Raw genomic sequence first — 17101 nt, 5'->3', positions numbered from 1 at the left:
CGAAGGTCATAGGCAGAATGGCTGGTAGAGCCTTTTTTGATTTTAAGCGGTGACATGTGATGCCCCTTATCTTTCTTTATTTCAAACTGGGTGGTGCATGGCGTGATAGCGTTACACCATCACCGCACCATCAGACTTGATCGCGTTTTTGACATCCGCATTCTCGCCCAGCAGCATTTCGTTATGGGGCTTGCCTGACGGGATCATGGGGAAGCAGTTTTCGTGCTTTTCCACCAGACAATCGAACAGAACCGGCCCCTCATGGTTCAGCATTTCCATGATCGCATCGTCCAGATCGGCTGGGTCGGAACAGATGATCCCTTTGGCGCCGAACGCTTCGGCCAGCTTCACGAAATCGGGCAGGCTTTCCGACCAGCTGGAGGAATAGCGCTCGCCGTGCAGCAGTTCCTGCCATTGGCGCACCATACCCAGACGTTCGTTGTTGAGGATGAATTGCTTGACGGGCAGGCGGTATTGCATCGCGGTGCCCAACTCCTGCATGTTCATCAGCCATGAGGCCTCGCCCGCCACGTTGATGACCAGCGCGTCAGGATGGCCCATCTGCACGCCGATGGACGCAGGAAAGCCATAGCCCATCGTGCCCAGGCCTCCGGAGGTCATCCAGCGGTTGGGGTCCTCGAAACCAAGGTATTGCGCCGCCCACATCTGGTGCTGGCCCACTTCGGTGCAGATATAGCGGTCGTATTTCTTGGTCAGCTCTTCCAGCCGCTGCAAGGCATACTGCGGCTTGATGATCTTGCCTTCCTGCTTGAACTTCAGGCAGTCAACCTTGCGCCATTCGTTGATCTGACCCCACCATTTGGCCAGACCTTCCTTGTTGGTCTTGCGGCCACGGGCTTTCCAGACGTTCAGCAGGTCTTCCAAGACATGGGCGACATCACCCAGAATAGGGATATCGACCTTGATGACCTTGTTGATGGAGGATGCATCAATATCAATGTGGGCCTTGGTCGATCCGGGGCTGAAGGCATCCAGTCGGCCGGTGATGCGGTCGTCGAAACGCGCGCCGATGTTGATCATCAGATCGCAGTCATGCATGGCCATATTGGCCTCGTAGAGCCCGTGCATCCCCAGCATACCCAGCCAGTTCTCACCGGATGCGGGATAGGACCCCAGACCCATCAGGGTCGACGTGATCGGAAAACCGGTCGCGGCCACCAGTTCGCGCAACAACTGGCTGGCTGCGGGGCCAGAGTTGATGACACCGCCGCCGGTATAGAAGATCGGGCGCTTGGCCTTTTCCATGGCTGCGGCCAGTTCGGTGATCATTTCCATGTCACCCTTGACCTGCGGGTTATAGTGGGTCTCGACCTGCCGCGCCTCGGTATAGGTGCCGGTGGCAAACTGCACGTCCTTGGGGATGTCGATGACAACAGGGCCGGGGCGGCCGGATGTCGCGATATGGAAGGCTTCGTGCAGGATCGACGACAGCTTGTCGGTTTCTTTGACCAGCCAGTTGTGTTTCGTGCAGGGGCGGGTGATGCCCACGGTGTCGCATTCCTGAAACGCATCCGAACCGATCATGAAGGTCGGCACCTGACCGGTCAGCACGATGATCGGGATACTGTCCATCAGCGCATCGGTCAGACCGGTGACGGCATTTGTGGCACCGGGGCCGGATGTGACCAGCGCCACACCGGGTTTGCCGGTGGAGCGGGCATAGCCTTCGGCGGCGTGAACCGCACCTTGTTCATGGCGGACCAGAACATGCTTGATACTGTTTTGCTGGAAAATCTCGTCGTAAATCGGAAGGACGGCACCACCGGGATATCCAAACACGACGTCCACACCTTGATCTATCAAGGCTTGTACGACCATTTTTGCGCCCGTCATGGTTTTTGTCATCGGCTTCGCGTCCTTCGCGGTTTGGTTTCTTACAGTCACAAAAAAACCCCCGAGGCTGTCGGGGGCGCATGGGATCGTTATGGTCTTACCGTCACCGGCCCATGCGCGTTTTTCTTACAATTAGTACGACGTCAGTCATCGGGTTTCCTTTGTGTTGGGCGGTTCTAATCCGCTCAAACAGGGGGGTCAACCACTCAAGTGGAGAAAATGTCGTATCGGGACGATTTTTCGCAACTTTCTTTCATCAGCCCCTTTTGTGGGGTATTCAAAGATAACTGCGCCGCCTTGCGCGATTACGCCCTGCCATCGCGATCTGTGTGCCGAACAAAAGCAGATGGGCGGTGGCCAGGACTGCAGCCAGCACCACCCCATAGACGATGAGAATCTGCAGCATCGGGACTTGGAAATTCAGGTGCGGCAAATTGGCAATGATCAATGGCCCGTACCAGGAGACGAACGAAATCATGCCGGTTGTCACAAACAGGACTTTCTTGCGGAAGGGGACGCCATCAAGCATCGTGCGTCCGATTTGCCTGTACATGAAGGGCAGAACCGTCCGGTGAATGAACCAGCCATTGAGTGTCAGGATGCCGACGATCACGATCTTGGCCCAGATTTTTTCATTCTCCAGCTTGACCGGATCATTGAGCCAGTAAAACAGCAAGAAACCCAGTCCGGTCACCCAAAGCAGTTTCAGCCCAACGCCGACGAGATCGGAAAAGAAGACAAACATCTCCCATGTTTGTTGCGTCATTTCGCGGCCTAGAAAGAATCTGATGATCATCAGGTCAAGCAAGGTCGCAGCGCCAAGCCCCATGGACAGACCGATGAAATGAAATATCCGGATGACCCCGCGTGTCATCTGTTCGGGTTCGGTTGAAAGTGCGGTGAATAGCGCAGATAGTTCCAACAGGGTGCCCTTTAGTCGTTGGCTCGCCCCCGCAAACCTAAAGTGTCTGACAATTGGTGCGGCAAAGACTTTTTGGACCCGGCACGCATGGTCATTGACCGTATAAATTGTGCGGCTCGCAACGTCATGTTTTCATTTCGATAATCTCGGCAAAAATTGGCCGATCCTGCCCGAGAAATGGGTGTCAAAATGCGGGGAATCATACCCTTTGCGCAATGCGGGGCGAATTTCTGCAACAGAATTACGCAAGGTTGGTTTTGCCGGAAGACAATCGGTCTTGCCTGCCTGCGGCTTACATCGCGTATGTCAGACCCAGATAGGCGGCATAAGTCGCGATCATCAGCGCGCCGATGACGCGGCTCAGCCTACCAATGGACCAAAGGATCAAGACGAGCACGACTGTGATTGCGATGACAAAGGGTGTGTCGATCTGCAAAAACCGCGGATCCAGCGGGATCGGGGTCACAAGCGCAGTGATCCCCAGAATGCCCAACACGTTAAAGATATTCGATCCGATCACATTCCCCACAGCGATATCGCGCTCTCCCCGGATGATCGCCATGATTGTTGTCGCAAGTTCAGGCAAGGAGGTGCCGATCGCCACGATGCTCAGGCCGATCATGGCCTCGGATACACCAAACTGGCGCGCGATAATCGTCGCACTTTCCACCAGATAATGCGCCCCCGCCATGACAGCCGCCAACCCCAGCAGGGCGGTAAGGATACTGCGCAGCAAATTGCTGTTTGGGGGAAGGTCAACATCCACGTGCCCGGTGTCACGCAAGCTGATCGTCAGATAGATGATCAGAGCCGCAACCATCAGCAGACCTTCTATCAGGCCAACACTGCCTGACCAGAACAAGAGCGGCAGGATCACCGTGGCACCGGCCATCCAGAACAAGTCGCGCCTGCTGCTGGCAAAGTCGACTGTGACAGGGGTGATGACGGCCGCCAAACCAAGGATCAACAGAAGGTTGGCGATGTTTGATCCCACCACATTGCCGATTGCGATCCCGGGTTGCCCGCCGAGTGCTGCATTCAATGATACCAGAAGTTCCGGGGTCGAGGTGCCGAAACCCACAATGGTCAGGCCGATCACCATCGGCGACACGCCAAAGCGTAAAGCAATGCCGCTCGCCCCCCTGACCAGCCAGTCGCCGCCCAGAAAAAGCCCGACAAGCCCAAGGCACAAGATCAGATAGGTCAGCATGATAATCCCCGTTTCACCACAGTAGAGAAGCATGCAAGAACGCGCTTTCAAGGACGCGCGCGAAATATTCCCGCAAGCTGTCTGTTGTGGTGTGCTTTGTCTGACGGTCTGGTCTGATCCCCTGTGCAGGATTCAAAATTTCTTGGCCTTTTGGCGGTCGCGCAAGGCATAGCCATTTTCATTCAGGGGTTGGTTTGTGCCGTCCCATCCAAGCGCGCCAGAAATGCCAATCCGTCCGCACGATCATGCATGTCGTTTGCGCGCAGCATATGAAAGCGCGCCACCACGGGATCGGGACGCGCAAAGATACCCAGGGCGGCCATAACGCCCAGCAGGATATCGGCCTCTGCCCGGCTATCGAGCATGGCGGGCCAGGTCCCCCTGAATTTCGCGCGATAGAGTGCATCCTCTCCGAAAGCGTGGCTGGCAGCGGGGGCGCGGGCCGGTGGCGTGGCGCACGAGGCGGCATGATCCAATGCTTGCTGGATCACGCGATCACGAAACGGCAGTGCATTGGTGATAATGCCGGTGCGGATCTGAACGGGATCGGCGGTTTGCAAATCCTGCTCCGAGACTGATGTCAGAACGGTCCGGGCAAAGTGGCACTGGGCGTACCCCATGCCGGCCAGTGCAGCACGGTCAAGCCACTCCAGCCGCGTTGTCGGGTGTCCAAGCGCGTTAAGATGGGCCGCCAAGACATGCACGTTTCGTTCGCGCAGCATCTCCGCTAGCAGGACCGCAGCGCGGGGTTCTCCCGTGTCATGGACTGCAAGCAACACATCCGCGATACGACGCATCTCTGCGGCCCGTTCGGGACCATGATCATCGGGGTGCAAGTTGCGGATGCGGTCCCACATCTCTGCCCCATATTGCAGCATATAGTCGGGGTCGCCTGTGCGCGCTGCGGTTTCCAACAAGGAAAGTTGATAGGCAAGACGGTCCTCGACATAAGCATCACGATTAACAAACCGGAGCCGCGCTGCCAGCAGCGCCATCGAGTGGGGATCACCGGCCTCTACATTCTGTCTCAGCAGATCAATCTGACGGGCCACCAATGCGGGATCGGTGTTGAACCTGTGCGGGATCAAATGGGCGATGTTGTAGCGGGCTTGGATCAGGCCTTGGCTGGCGGCGTCCTCAAGCAACTGGTCGGCCCTTGCCCGCGCGCCAGAGGTGCGGGACCGCAACAAGATCACGGCCAGATTGTTTTGCGCGACAGGATCACCGGCGGCAGCGGCGGCCTCGAGAATCTCGATATCCAACGCCGGTGGAAACTGATCGCCAAAGGCCCCCTGAGATGCAGCGACAATACTGTCAGCAGACAGGTCCAAACCTGCCTCATCTTCGACGTCCGTGAGCATGGAGAGCACTGCAATCAGCGCCAGCAGCGCAGCGCCTGTCAGCAAAAGGAGATAGCCGGTTGTATTTTTCTCCATGATTTCAGGCCGGTTCGTCAGCTCACGTCATCGCCAATCTTGTCCCATGTCCGGGTATCAAAATCCTTGGCATCATGCCGCTCGCGCAGCTGACCCGCTGGCTCGCCCCATGAGCGGTTAACCATATTGCCACGCTTGTAAGCGGGCCGGTTCATCACGTCGTTCGCCCAACGGTTCACATGGGTATAGGACGCGACGTCAAGGAACTCTGCCGCATCATAGACCAGCCCTTTGACCAGTGCGCCGTACCATGGTGCAGTCGCCATATCCGCGATCGAATAGTCATCACCGCCAAGATAGCGAACGTCTTCCAACCGTTGATCCAGTACATCAAGCTGACGCTTGGCCTCCATGGCGAAACGATTGATCGGGTACTCGAACTTTTCGGGTGCATAGGCATAGAAATGGCCAAAGCCGCCGCCCAGATAGGGCGCAGAGCCTTGCAGCCAAAAAAGCCAGTTGAGGGTCTCTGTCCGTGCGGCGATGTCTTTGGGCAAGAATGCGCGAAACTTTTCGGCCAGATACAGCAGGATCGCGCCGCTCTCGAACACCCGCACGCCGGTTGATTTGTCGAACAGGGCAGGGATCTTGGAATTCGGGTTCACATCAACAAAGCCGCTGCTGAACTGTTCGCCTTCCTGGATGTTGATCAGCCATGCATCGTATTCAGCGCCATAGCCTGCGGCCAGCAACTCTTCGAGCATCACGGTCACTTTGACGCCATTGGGTGTCGCCAAGGAATGCAGTTGCAAGGGATGCTTGCCGACAGGCAGGTCCTTGTCATGGGTCGGGCCAGCGATCGGGCGATTGATATTGGCAAACCTTCCGCCACTTTCCGAGTCCCAGGTCCAGACTTTGGGCGGGGTATAGGTTGGCGTATCTGGCATAACGGCTCCGATCTTGCTTTGAGGTGGGCATGTTCCAATGTGGCCTGCTGATCGGTGGCTGCAACCGCAAAGACTCAAGAACATCAAAAAAAACGTCGATGAATCGCATGATGGCTCTGCTTTAGCTTTTTCAAAGGCAGTTGGGCGATGCGCAAGAGGACTTGCCGTGACGCCGGGAGTAGGGGCGCACTTCGCACCTTTGCACGCTGCGTGTTTCACAAATTGCGCAGCCCAAGGTTGTGGTGGGGCGCGCCGCTTGATCGCGCGCGCGGGTCCGACGCGCCATTTCCGCTGCGCAAGAATCGGTCGCCGTCGCAGGGTTCGACACGCTTTGCAGAGCGGATTTCCCAGAAAATTGCGCATATGCCCGAAAATTGGTCAAAAAACTTTACAATTTACGGCTTTTGTTGCAATTCAATATCTTTACCTTTTGCCCGACCACGTTAGTGTGGGCGAACTATTTTGGAAGGTCCATGCTCTGGGAGGAGCTGGGCAGAGTTACAACCGGGAGAAAACTATATGGATCGTCGTTCCTTTCTGAAGAATACAGCCATCGGTGGGTCGGCTGCGGCCGCAACCGCGCTGGCAGCACCAGCTTACGCGCAAGGTCGTCGTACATTGACCATGGTCACATCCGTGCCCGATGGTTTTGCGGTCTTTGATGACGCTGCTGTCAAATTCGTTGACTTGGTCAATGGGATGATGGACGGCGCGATCACGATCGAAAAGAAAGCAGCGGGCCAGTTGGTCGGCGCATTCGAAGTGTTCGACGCTGTGTCTTCGGGCCAGGCAGATGTCTATCACTCTGCTGACTACTACTTTGGCGGCCAGCACCCAGGCTACTACTTCTTCACTGCTGTGCCTTTTGGCGCAACCGGCGGCGAGATGATCAGCTGGTACCAGCATGGCGGCGGTAAGGAACTGCACGACGAGTTGGGCGAAATCTTCAACCTCAAATCATTCATGTGCGGCAACACAGGCCACCAGCCTGGCGGTTGGTTCAACAAAGAAATCAACTCGGCTGCCGACCTGCAGGGCCTGAAATTCCGCATGCCGGGTATCGGTGGTCTTGCGCTGGGTCGCACCGGTGCATCTGTCCAGAACATTCCGGGCGGCGAAATCTATCAGGCGCTGTCTTCGGGTGCCATCGACGGTGCAGAGTGGATCGGTCCATTCGCAGACGAGCGTCTTGGCTTCCAGGAAGTCTGTGAATTCTACTACACAGGTGGTTTCCACGAGCCGGGCTCTGTTCTGACAGCAGCGTTCAACCGCGACGTCTGGAACGAAATGACTCCAGCGCAGCAGCAGATCGCTGAAACTGCAGCAGCTGCAACACACCACTGGAGCCTCTCGCAATCCAACTACAACAACGGTGCGGCCCTTGAGCGCTTGAAGGCGCAGGGTACCAAGATCATGCAATTCCCGGACGATGTTTGGGATGCGTTCGGTCGGGCGTCCAAAGAATCGCTTGATGAATTCATGGGTGACGAGCTTTTCGCACGGATCCGCGAAAGCCAGGAAGCTGCGGCTGCGGCGACCTATGCCTGGACAAGCATCTCTGACAATGAATTCCAGCGTCAGCGCGCACGTTTCAACGCACTTTAAGGCATGAAAGTTGGCCGATCATTGGCCACATGATGCAGAATTTCCGGAGGCCCCGCTAATGGTGGGGCCCCTTGGACAATACCTGACAATCATCAACTCGGGGGACTGACCATGGGACTGGTCGAGGCATGGGGCGGTAACGCGTTCGGGTGGTTTTTTGCAAACCTGATCGAGGCCTTCTACAACTTCTTTTATGCGATCCTTAACCCCGGTGCGTGGCTGTCTTGGGTGCCTTCCATCAACGGCGCCTTGGAGACCGAGCAGAAAGAAGCCTTGATGCGCTTCATCTACTACGGTGCCTCTGTCGAATTTTTCTTTGTGACTCTCGCGATCTTTCTGGTGGTCACGATCATCGGGTTGATCTCCAACCGCTTTATGTGGGGCTGCGTACGCGGGCTTGAAGGTTTTGCAAATGTCGTGGGCCGTGTCGCCGCATGGGCGGGCTTGCTGATGGTGCTGCAACAGATTGTCATCATCTTCATGCAGCGGGTCTTTGCTGTGGCCGAAATCAGCGTGGGCTTTGGGGTGTCTTTCACCAAGGACGTCAGCTGGTGGTCCGAAGAACTGAAACTTTACAATGCCATGATCGTTTGTCTGTGCGCCGCCTACACATTCGTGCAGGGCGGTCATGTGCGCGTCGATCTGGTCTATTCCGCGGTCAGCTATCGCACCAAGCGCGTGATCGACATGTTCGGTTCCATTGTGTTCATGATCCCCGGCGCGATCATCATCTGGCTTTACGGCTGGTTCTTCCTGTGGCGGCACCTTGTGGTGCCAAACCCCTCGGCCTCCGAGACGCTGGACCGTTTGCTGAACAAAGCCCGCGCCCTGCGCTGGAACATCGAAACCATCGGGTTCTCGCCCAACGGCTTTAACGCCTATTTCCTCTTCAAGGTTCTGCTGGTGACATTTGCCTTGATGGTCATGTTGCAGGCGGTTGCTTTCTTCTATCGCTCTTATCTGGAGTGGAAAGAAGGGCCCGAGAGCGAAGGCAAATTCCTTGATAAAGACAAGCTTGGCGATGCGACTGCCGAACTTGTCGCAGACATCCACTAGATTAGGGCGGTAAAGATATGCTTTTCGGAATAGATGGCATCGAAATCGGTATTCTTATCGTATTTCTGACGCTCTTTGCGGGCATCCTTTCAGGGTTCCCCGTTGCATTCGCGATCATGGGGTCTGCCGTGATTTCCTTCGCGATCATCGCGGGACTGGATAGCGCGGGTCTGTTGATCCACGCCGCTGTGGACCAAGGCTCCGCAGAGTTCCGGGATCTGGTGAACAGCGGGGTCCGACCAGAGGCCATATCTGTCTTCCGATACCCCGAATTGCCACGCTATGAGGGGCCACTCTTCCCCAATGGCTGGGAAGTCGCATTGGACCGCAACATCGGCTTCATGGTAAACCGGATGAACGAGCGGGTTCTGGCAGGCCAGTCGATCGAGACGCTGCTTGCCGTGTTGATGTTCGTCATGATGGGCATCGTGCTAGAGCGTTCGCGCATCGCCGACGAACTGCTGACATCCATGGCCAAAGTCTTTGGCCCGCTGCCCGGTGGTCTGGCTGTTTCCATCGTGATCGTGGGCGCATTTCTTGCCGCCTCGACCGGGATCGTCGGTGCGACGGTTGTGACGATGGGTCTGCTGGCGCTTCCGACGATGCTCAAGAACGGCTATTCGCCGGAACTGTCGACAGGTGTGATTGCCGCCTCTGGTACCTTGGGGCAGATCATTCCGCCTTCCATCGTGATCGTTCTGCTGGGGACATTGGCCGGTGACATCTATTCCGCAGCGCAGGAAAACCGCGCGCAACTGGCAGGCTGTACCGATGCGCTGACCTATCTGGGGTCTCCGGCGGTTCTGTCCGTGGGTACGTTGTTTCAGGCCGCATTGCTTCCGGGTATCCTGCTTGCCGTTCTCTATGGCGGCTATGCGTTTGTTTTCGCGCTGATCAACCCGAGCAAAGCACCACCCGTGCAGTTTGCCGATAGTGCAGGCCGTGAAGTCATCACCCGCAACGAAGGCCTTACATGGTTGCTTGCCGTGCCTGTGGCGATCATTGGTCTGGCCATCGGCATGGGACAGGTCAACCTTCTTGGGTCCCAATCTGTCATCGTCAACAGCTTTACCGACGCAAGCGAGAACGCATCTTTGCGCACGCGGGTTGGCGAAGAATGTCAGGCGTCGATGATCGAACTGCACGGCATCGAGGCATGGGAAACCGCTGTGGCGCAGCAGGCGGCCATCGAAGAATCCGGCGGTGCCACCGCATCGCGCGAATTGAGCCCCGAAGAGCGTGCGGCACTTGTCGTGCAAGCCGTGAATGACGCGCCTCCGATCGGGACGGGCATTGCGGTGCTTGCCGTGATGCTGGGCGTGATGCTGGCGCTGGCACGGGGTGTGGCGCCAAGCGCCGATCATCGCCCGCTGATCCTTGGTGCGGTCGGTGTCGGTTTGGTGCTTTTGGCGGATATCATCTTTATCTCGCCTTTGACGACGCCGGGCACCACCACGCTGATTCTGTTGATCCCCTTGGCGGTCACCTATCTGGGGGTTCGCCCCGCCGTGAGGTATCTGGCCCAGAACGAGATTCTGCGCGTGGTCTTCCCGCCACTGGTCTTGATCGTTGCGGTGCTGGGATCGATCCTGGGCGGTATCACAAACCCAACGCCAGCCGCAGCCCTGGGTGCAGGCGGTGCGATCCTTCTTGCAGCCTATCGCAAGCGCAAGGATCAGGGCCTCTCGGGCCGCATCGTCGTGCTGACAGCTTTGGCGATTGTGGTGATGCTGGTCATCGGTGGCAATTTCGACCTGCGCCTTGGCCAAGAAGTGGTGCTGTTCGAAAACCGCCTTGCCTATCTGGTGGCCTTTGGCAGCTTCCTGTTTGCGATGTTCGGCTTGCTCTGGTCATGCTGGATCTTGATCGCCGGTGGCGTTCTGGCACCGGTGGTCCGCGAGACAGCAAAGGTCACCTCGATGGTCTTTACCATCCTGATCGGCTCGCAACTGCTGAACCTTGTGCTGATCTCCTTCGGTGGTGAACACTATATCCAGCAGTTCCTGCGGTCGTTCGACAATGAATGGACCGTGTTCTTGCTGGTCATGCTGGTGCTCTTCGTGCTGGGCTTTGTGCTCGACTTCCTCGAGATCATCTACATCGTGATCCCGATTGTGGGGCCGGTGATCTATGGCGGGACCTTTGACCCCAAGTGGGTCACGATCATGATTGCGGTGAACCTGCAAACCTCGTTCCTGACACCGCCCTTCGGCTTTGCGCTGTTCTATCTGCGCGGTGTTGCGCCCAAGTCGATCACGACAGGGCAGATCTATCGTGGTGTGATGCCGTTCATCGGTATTCAGGTGGGCGCGCTGTTGTTGCTGGCTTTCTTCCCAAGCGTCGTGACCATCGTCCCGAACCTTTTGAACTAAGGGCCAACCCATACAAACACAAAGGGCGGCATCGCAGGTGCCGCCCTTTTGCGTTTGTGGCATTTCGCTGCGCGCTAATTGCGCCCGTCAGGCAGATGAATGCGGGCCACTTGCTCTGCGATCGGATCGGTCGAGAGCGGATGCACATCCGCACGATAGTCGGACGGATTGCCCAGCGCTGTCCAACATCCGTCGCGGTAGACTTCCAGGCCCTGAAACTTGGCCTTATAGCCCATCTTGGGGCTGCCCGGCACCCAATAGCCAAGATAGACGTAAGGCAGACCGAGTTCCTGCGCGATCTTGATGTGGTCAAGAATGACATATGTGCCCAGCGATAGTCTTTCCAAGGCGGGATCGAAGAAGGAATAAACCATCGATAGCCCATCATCGAGGATATCGGTCAGACAGACAGCATTGAGATCCGCGCCCTCGCTATATTCAATCAGGCGGGACCGGATCGGCGTTTCTTCGACCATCGCGGCAAATTCGAACATATCCATATCCGCCATGCCGCCGGTGGCGTGACGCCCGTCAAGGTATTCGCGAAAGAGCGTATATTGTTCTTCTGTCGCCCAGGGCGATGTGGCGCGGCGGCTCAGATGTGCGGCCCGCTTTTCAACCCGTCGTTGGCTGCGGCTGGGCGCGAAGTTCGCAACATTGATGCGGGCGGACATGCAGGCCGAGCATTCAGCGCAGGACGGGCGGTAAAGGACATTCTGCGACCGGCGGAACCCCTGTTTTGACAGCGAGTCATTCAGTTTCGTCGCCATATCGCCCTGCAGGGCCGTGAACAGCTTACGCTCCATCCTGCCCTCAAGATAAGGGCAGGGCTGCGGTGCGGTTACATAGAACTGTGGAGCAATGGGCAGGGTGTGGCGCATGGAACAATCCGACATGTTTGGCAAAGCTTAACAATCGATTCACTATACGCCAAGCCCTCGGATGTCGCAGGGTTAACCTTGACCGGATCAGCGCAGGCTGTTGATGGCGACAGTGCCCAAAAGCGTGTCTGTCAGGCCTTGGCCGCGCGCTGTGACCAGCATCAGAATGACCGAGATCAGTTGCAGCGGAAAGATCGCGACACTGACCGTGTAGCCCAGCGTATGCGCCAGCGCCAAACCAGAGGAGAGCGGCGCGCCATGGTGATCGCGCAGGCTGACACCGACAAGGCGCATGCCCCATGTGGCAGAGCCGCCCGCGATTGTGAACCAGCGATAGATGAAGCCCACGACCAGCATCAGAAAGGGAAAGAAAAAGATGCCGGTGAATGCGGTAAAGGGCAAAACCAAAGCACACAGGAACGCAATAAGCATCATGTCAAAGACCCATGCGATCCCGCGCTTGAGCGGTACGCCATCGTAAAGAAAGGGGTCATTGCCGGAAAGATAAACTGTGTCGGACATGGGATCGGTCTTTTCTGATCATACAGGAAAAGGGCAGGTGGCCCCCGGGGCAAGGGCCACCTGCACGGCGCTACGACTTAGGCAGTCGCGGGGCCGGTATTGGTGTTGTCGTCTTCGGTCATCTTGGCACGGTCGTCCATGAACTGGTCGAACTCGGCCTTGTCCTTGGCATCGCGCAGACGCTTGAGGAAGGCCTCAAAATTGTCCTGCTCTTCTTCCAGACGGCGCAGGGTTTCGGCCCTGTAGGCGTCAAATGCGCTATTGCCCGATGACTTGCCCATGTGGCGGTCGCGACGGTGGGACATTGATTTGCAAGAAGAATTGAACATGCGTTTGCTCCAGATCATGTAAGCAAGAAGGGCGAGGCCGATTGGCCAGAAGATGATAAAGCTGACAACCATGGCGGCGATCCAAGCGCCTTTACCACGTTCATCGAGCCAAGACTCAGCGCGGGCAAAAAACCCGGGGCGATGATCCATTGCCATCGGAGAATGGGTGGTGGCGGTATTCATGGCTGGTTCCTCGTATCTGTTAGAGTTGATGTGAATGCTTTTCACATGACAGATATCGGAAGGGCAGGTCGATCCTTCAAGGGATAATGTGAATGTTTTTTACATTTACTTTTAAAGTCACGTAAAATCAGCAGGTTGGGCGTCGGAAATTCTGATCAGAACCTGCGGATTGATCGGAAAAATATGCCGCGGCGTGCCAGCAGCGGCGAAAATCACGTCAAATTCACGCAATCTGGGGTCAAAAAACGCGCGGATCGGATGCAGATGCCCGATCGGAGCAACACCGCCGATGGCAAAACCGGTTTGGCTGCGGATCAAGGCGGCATCTGCCTTGCCCAATGGTTCACCCGCCAATGCACTTGCCTTTGCGGCGTCCACCTGATTGCCGCCAGCGGTGACGAACAGGATGGCCCTACCAGATGTTTCCCCGCAAAATATGACCGATTTTGCGATCTGGTCCAGGGCGCAGCCCGCCGCATCCGCCGCCTGCTGGGCCGTGCGCGTCTCGGGGCCCAATTCCAGGGGCGTGATGTCCAGACCCGCAGCACCCAAGGCCTGCATCACACGTTTGAGACTTTTGCTCATGATGGTCATGTCCTTTTTGGTTCACTTTACGCAAGCGCCCCGCATTGACCAGACCGCAAGTCGGGATCACTGTGCTTTCATGTCTTTTGCCAAGCGCCTGACGCGCCACCCTTTCCCTTTTGATCCTACGCGCGGACAGGATGTTGCAGCGCAGCTTACCGGCCTGCCTGCGGTGCTGGCACCGCTTGTTGTCGGTGCGGCGGGGTGCAGCCCCTATCTGGCAGACCTGCTGCGCCGCGAAAGCGATTGGATATTGGCGGCCTTTGATGATCCCGAAGCGGCTGTGGCAACCCTGATGTCAGAGATCCCGCAGGTCGCATTGGATGACCTGCCTCTGACCTTGCGCACCTGCAAGCGACGGATTGCTCTGCTGACCGGTCTTGCCGATCTGGGCGGTGTCTGGCCGCTTGAAACCGTCACACAGGTCCTGACCGATTTTGCCGATGCAGCCGTGCAAGCAGCCATCACAACGCTGGTTGCAGCAGAGGTCGCGCGCGGCAAGTTACCCGCAGGCGGTGACCCCGCCGAGGCTGGCGGCATGGTCGTTCTCGCCATGGGCAAGATGGGGGCGGGCGAGCTGAACTATTCCTCCGATATCGACCTGATTTGCCTCTTTGACGAAACCCGCTTTGATCCCGAAAACTATCACGACGTGCGCGCAGCCTTTATCCGCGTCACCCGCAAGATGACGGCGATCCTGTCGGATCAGCGCGAGGGGGGCTATGTGTTCCGGACCGATCTGCGTCTACGCCCCGATGCCTCGGTTACGCCTGTCTGTCTTTCGATGGAAGCGGCCGAACGCTATTACGAAAGCGTGGGGCGCACATGGGAACGGGCCGCCTATATCAAGGCGCGGGTCTGCGCGGGCGACCAGCAGGCCGGTGCGCGGTTCTTGCAAACTTTGCGCCCTTTCGTGTGGCGCAAGCATCTGGATTTCGCAGCGATCCAGGATGCCCATGACATGCGCTTGAAAATCCGCGACCACAAAGGTCTGCATGGACCACTGGTGCTGGAGGGGCACAACATCAAACTGGGGCGCGGGGGTATCCGCGAGATCGAGTTTTTCACGCAGACCCGCCAGTTGATCGCAGGCGGGCGCGATACGTCGCTGCGCCCACGCACCACCAAAGACGGACTGGCGCAACTGGCCAAGGCCGGTTGGGTGCCAGAGGACACCGCCGCGCTGCTTTACGGCCACTACCGCTATCACCGCGAGGTCGAGCATCGGTTGCAGATGATCAATGATGCGCAAACCCAGACCCTGCCCACAGATGCAACCGGGTTTGCGCGCCTTGCCGCCTTTACGGGGCAGGATGTGGCTGTGTTGCGCGCCGATCTTGCCGCCCGCATCGAAGAGGTGCATGCCCTGACCGAAGGCTTCTTTGCCCCCGACGCCCCGGCGGAACCGGTGACGACAGACTGGGGTACGGATGTCGTCGCGCGATGGCACAGCTATCCCGCGCTGCGGTCCGAACGCGCGACAAAAATTTTCGAGCGACTCAAGCCGGAAATCATGGCGCGGCTACACGAGGCAGTGAAACCCGATGAAGCGCTCGCGCAGTTCGATGGATTTCTGGCAGGTCTGCCTGCGGGCGTACAGCTTTTCTCGATGTTCGAAGCCAATCCGCAACTGACGCAGCTGATCGTGGATATCTGTGCGACCGCCCCCGCCTTGGCGCAATACCTGTCGCGCAATGCCAGCGTGCTGGATGCGGTGATCGGCGGCGCGTTCTTTGCCCCCTGGCCCGGTCTTGCGTCGCTGACGGCGACCTTGGCCCAGCAGCTTGGCCGGGTTGACGATTACGAGGGACAATTGCTGACAGCACGGCGGTGGGCCAAGGAATGGCATTTCCGCATCGGGGTCCATTATCTGCGTGGGATCATCAATTCGGATCAAGCTGGCATATGTTATGCCGATCTGGCAGAGGCGGTTGTGGCAGGGCTTTGGCCGGCCATCACAGCCGAATTTGCGCGCAAACACGGGCCGATGCCCGGCCGCGGCGGGGCTGTGGTTGCGATGGGCTCGCTTGGCGCAGCCCGGTTGACGGCCACCTCTGATCTTGACCTGATCATGATCTATGACGCGGCAGGGGCAGAGAGTTCGGACGGGCACAGGCCCCTGCCGACCCGCAGCTATTTCGCGCGGTTGACGCAGGCGCTTGTCACCGCGCTCAGCGCCCCGATGGCCGAAGGGCGGCTTTACGAGGTGGATATGCGGCTGCGCCCGTCCGGCAGGCAAGGTCCGGTCGCGACGGCCTTGGCGGCGTTTCAGGATTATCAGCAAAATGAGGCATGGACATGGGAACATCTGGCCCAGACACGTGCGCGCACGGTTGCGGGGGACGCGGGGCTTTGCGCTGAAATCGAGGAATTTCGCCAGCAACTGCTGGCGCGGAAGGCATCTGGCCCAACGGTGCTTGCCGATGTGGCAGAGATGCGCGCCCGGATTGCAGCGGCGAAAACATCGGCCGCAGTCTGGGATGCCAAAATCGGGCCGGGCCGATTGCAGGATATCGAGCTTTTTGCACAGACTGTCGCGTTGCGCAGCGGTTCCGCAGAACGCGACCTGCCCGCACAATTGCAGGCGGGCGTCGTGAATGGATGGCTTGATGCCGCAGATGCGCGTGCGCTGGAACAGGCCGCGGGGCTTTTCTGGAAGCTGCAGACAGCGGCCCGTTTTCTGACTGGCGCAGACGTGGATTTGGACACTCTTGCAGAAGGTGCCAAAAGATTGATCCTCAGAGAAACCACATGCACGACGGTTGACGCGCTCAAAATACGCCTTCACGACGCTGAACAAAAAGCGCAAAACATCATCATTCATACTCTGGAGCCCCAATGACACAGGCGACATTCTTTGATCCCAAGGGTTTGATGCGCGATGCATTTGCCATTGACGGGATCAGTGCCCCCGAGTGCCGGAGTATCTTTCTGGATTGGGCACTGGGCATACCGGCAGACCTGAATACGCCGGATGAAGCGCGCAAGGTGCTGGCACATTACGCGCCGTTGCATGTTGACGGACACCCGATGCTTGAAACGCTGCAAGGCGCCTTGCAAGAGAGCGGCCCGGCACGGCGCAGGGGCGGACGTCAGGGCCGGTTATCAGGGAGTCCTGAAAGCTCCGAAAGCGCCGAAAGCCCGGACTAAAGTTGCGGGGCGAAAAACCGCGGGGTTGTCAGGCCTGAACCTGCGCTTGCAAAGCCGCGCGGGCGTGTTTGGGCATTGCGCGCAAAGGGGGTGAACCTGCCCTGTTCAT

General features: G+C 57.8%; 14 protein-coding genes. 5 read left to right on the top strand and 9 right to left on the bottom strand.

All coding sequences use genetic code 11. The features are described from left to right. Positions 1–111: 111 nt before the first annotated feature. From NWQ23_RS15375 to yghU, 5 genes are all read right to left on the bottom strand, one after another. Positions 112–1866 carry an acetolactate synthase 3 large subunit gene (locus NWQ23_RS15375; protein ID WP_306167269.1) on the bottom strand — a complete coding sequence of 585 codons (1755 nt, stop codon included), beginning with the start codon at positions 1864–1866 and terminating at the stop codon, positions 112–114. A 265-nt stretch (positions 1867–2131) separates the two neighbouring features. After that, complete coding sequence (locus NWQ23_RS15370; protein ID WP_306167268.1) at positions 2132–2776, bottom strand: hypothetical protein; 645 nt, start codon at positions 2774–2776, stop codon at positions 2132–2134. Positions 2777–3068: 292 nt separating this feature from the next. Beyond that, positions 3069–4019 carry a calcium/sodium antiporter gene (locus tag NWQ23_RS15365; protein ID WP_306167267.1) on the bottom strand — a complete coding sequence of 317 codons (951 nt, stop codon included), beginning with the start codon at positions 4017–4019 and terminating at the stop codon, positions 3069–3071. Between the two features lie 149 nt (positions 4020–4168). Further along, positions 4169–5422 (bottom strand): hypothetical protein, encoded by a 1254-nt coding sequence (locus NWQ23_RS15360; protein WP_306167266.1) that lies wholly within the window; start codon positions 5420–5422, stop codon positions 4169–4171. 17 nt (positions 5423–5439) lie between these two features. Beyond that, positions 5440–6309, bottom strand: a complete 870-nt coding sequence (gene yghU, locus NWQ23_RS15355; RefSeq protein ID WP_306167265.1) for a glutathione-dependent disulfide-bond oxidoreductase — start codon at positions 6307–6309, stop codon at positions 5440–5442. Positions 6310–6828: 519 nt separating this feature from the next. Between yghU and NWQ23_RS15350 the strand changes: the two genes are divergently transcribed. The 3 genes from NWQ23_RS15350 (at position 6829) to NWQ23_RS15340 (ending at position 11342) form a co-directional block, all read left to right on the top strand. Next, a complete protein-coding gene (locus tag NWQ23_RS15350; RefSeq protein ID WP_306167264.1) occupies positions 6829–7914 on the top strand; it encodes a TRAP transporter substrate-binding protein in 1086 nt (361 codons plus the stop codon). A 111-nt stretch (positions 7915–8025) separates the two neighbouring features. Further along, a complete protein-coding gene (locus NWQ23_RS15345; RefSeq protein ID WP_306167263.1) occupies positions 8026–8970 on the top strand; it encodes a TRAP transporter small permease subunit in 945 nt (314 codons plus the stop codon). A gap of 17 nt (positions 8971–8987) precedes the next feature. After that, the gene (locus tag NWQ23_RS15340; protein WP_306167262.1) at positions 8988–11342 is read left to right on the top strand and encodes a TRAP transporter large permease subunit; all 2355 of its coding nucleotides are present in this window, start codon (positions 8988–8990) and stop codon (positions 11340–11342) included. A 74-nt stretch (positions 11343–11416) separates the two neighbouring features. On the opposite strand, the gene NWQ23_RS15335 is transcribed toward NWQ23_RS15340, so the two are convergent. The 4 genes from NWQ23_RS15335 to NWQ23_RS15320 form a co-directional block, all read right to left on the bottom strand. Further along, on the bottom strand, positions 11417–12223 hold the full coding sequence (locus NWQ23_RS15335; protein WP_306167261.1) for an arginyltransferase: 807 nt from the start codon (positions 12221–12223) through the stop codon (positions 11417–11419). Positions 12224–12310: 87 nt separating this feature from the next. Further along, positions 12311–12745, bottom strand: coding sequence for an RDD family protein (locus tag NWQ23_RS15330; protein WP_306167260.1), 435 nt, complete (start codon positions 12743–12745; stop codon positions 12311–12313). Positions 12746–12822: 77 nt separating this feature from the next. Next, positions 12823–13257, bottom strand: coding sequence for a DUF2852 domain-containing protein (locus NWQ23_RS15325; protein WP_306167259.1), 435 nt, complete (start codon positions 13255–13257; stop codon positions 12823–12825). A 117-nt stretch (positions 13258–13374) separates the two neighbouring features. After that, positions 13375–13842, bottom strand: coding sequence for a YbaK/EbsC family protein (locus NWQ23_RS15320; RefSeq protein ID WP_306167258.1), 468 nt, complete (start codon positions 13840–13842; stop codon positions 13375–13377). A gap of 79 nt (positions 13843–13921) precedes the next feature. Between NWQ23_RS15320 and NWQ23_RS15315 the strand changes: the two genes are divergently transcribed. Together NWQ23_RS15315 and NWQ23_RS15310 are read left to right on the top strand one after the other, a co-directional pair. After that, positions 13922–16684, top strand: a complete 2763-nt coding sequence (locus NWQ23_RS15315) for a glutamine-synthetase adenylyltransferase (protein WP_306167257.1) — start codon at positions 13922–13924, stop codon at positions 16682–16684. Then, the gene (locus NWQ23_RS15310; protein WP_306167256.1) at positions 16681–16992 is read left to right on the top strand and encodes a hypothetical protein; all 312 of its coding nucleotides are present in this window, start codon (positions 16681–16683) and stop codon (positions 16990–16992) included. Before NWQ23_RS15315 ends, NWQ23_RS15310 begins: the two co-directional genes overlap by 4 nt. Positions 16993–17101: the final 109 nt, after the last annotated feature.

It is taken from the genome of Yoonia sp., from assembly GCF_030731595.1.
Lineage (GTDB): Bacteria > Pseudomonadota > Alphaproteobacteria > Rhodobacterales > Rhodobacteraceae > Yoonia.
Note: the sequence above shows the minus strand (reverse complement) of the source record. Positions and strands in the feature narration are given on the sequence as shown.

What these genes read in the sequence shown, in the direction of transcription:
- NWQ23_RS15375 (WP_306167269.1), bottom strand. Translation starts at nt 1,866, where the DNA reads ATGACAAAAACCATGACGGGCGCAAAAATGGTCGTACAAGCCTTGATA.
- NWQ23_RS15365 (WP_306167267.1), bottom strand. Translation starts at nt 4,019, where the DNA reads ATGCTTCTCTACTGTGGTGAAACGGGGATTATCATGCTGACCTATCTG.
- NWQ23_RS15360 (WP_306167266.1), bottom strand. Translation starts at nt 5,422, where the DNA reads ATGGAGAAAAATACAACCGGCTATCTCCTTTTGCTGACAGGCGCTGCG.
- yghU (WP_306167265.1), bottom strand. Translation starts at nt 6,309, where the DNA reads ATGCCAGATACGCCAACCTATACCCCGCCCAAAGTCTGGACCTGGGAC.
- NWQ23_RS15350 (WP_306167264.1), top strand. Translation starts at nt 6,829, where the DNA reads ATGGATCGTCGTTCCTTTCTGAAGAATACAGCCATCGGTGGGTCGGCT.
- NWQ23_RS15345 (WP_306167263.1), top strand. Translation starts at nt 8,026, where the DNA reads ATGGGACTGGTCGAGGCATGGGGCGGTAACGCGTTCGGGTGGTTTTTT.
- NWQ23_RS15340 (WP_306167262.1), top strand. Translation starts at nt 8,988, where the DNA reads ATGCTTTTCGGAATAGATGGCATCGAAATCGGTATTCTTATCGTATTT.
- NWQ23_RS15335 (WP_306167261.1), bottom strand. Translation starts at nt 12,223, where the DNA reads ATGCGCCACACCCTGCCCATTGCTCCACAGTTCTATGTAACCGCACCG.
- NWQ23_RS15330 (WP_306167260.1), bottom strand. Translation starts at nt 12,745, where the DNA reads ATGTCCGACACAGTTTATCTTTCCGGCAATGACCCCTTTCTTTACGAT.
- NWQ23_RS15325 (WP_306167259.1), bottom strand. Translation starts at nt 13,257, where the DNA reads ATGAATACCGCCACCACCCATTCTCCGATGGCAATGGATCATCGCCCC.
- NWQ23_RS15320 (WP_306167258.1), bottom strand. Translation starts at nt 13,842, where the DNA reads ATGAGCAAAAGTCTCAAACGTGTGATGCAGGCCTTGGGTGCTGCGGGT.
- NWQ23_RS15315 (WP_306167257.1), top strand. Translation starts at nt 13,922, where the DNA reads ATGTCTTTTGCCAAGCGCCTGACGCGCCACCCTTTCCCTTTTGATCCT.
- NWQ23_RS15310 (WP_306167256.1), top strand. Translation starts at nt 16,681, where the DNA reads ATGACACAGGCGACATTCTTTGATCCCAAGGGTTTGATGCGCGATGCA.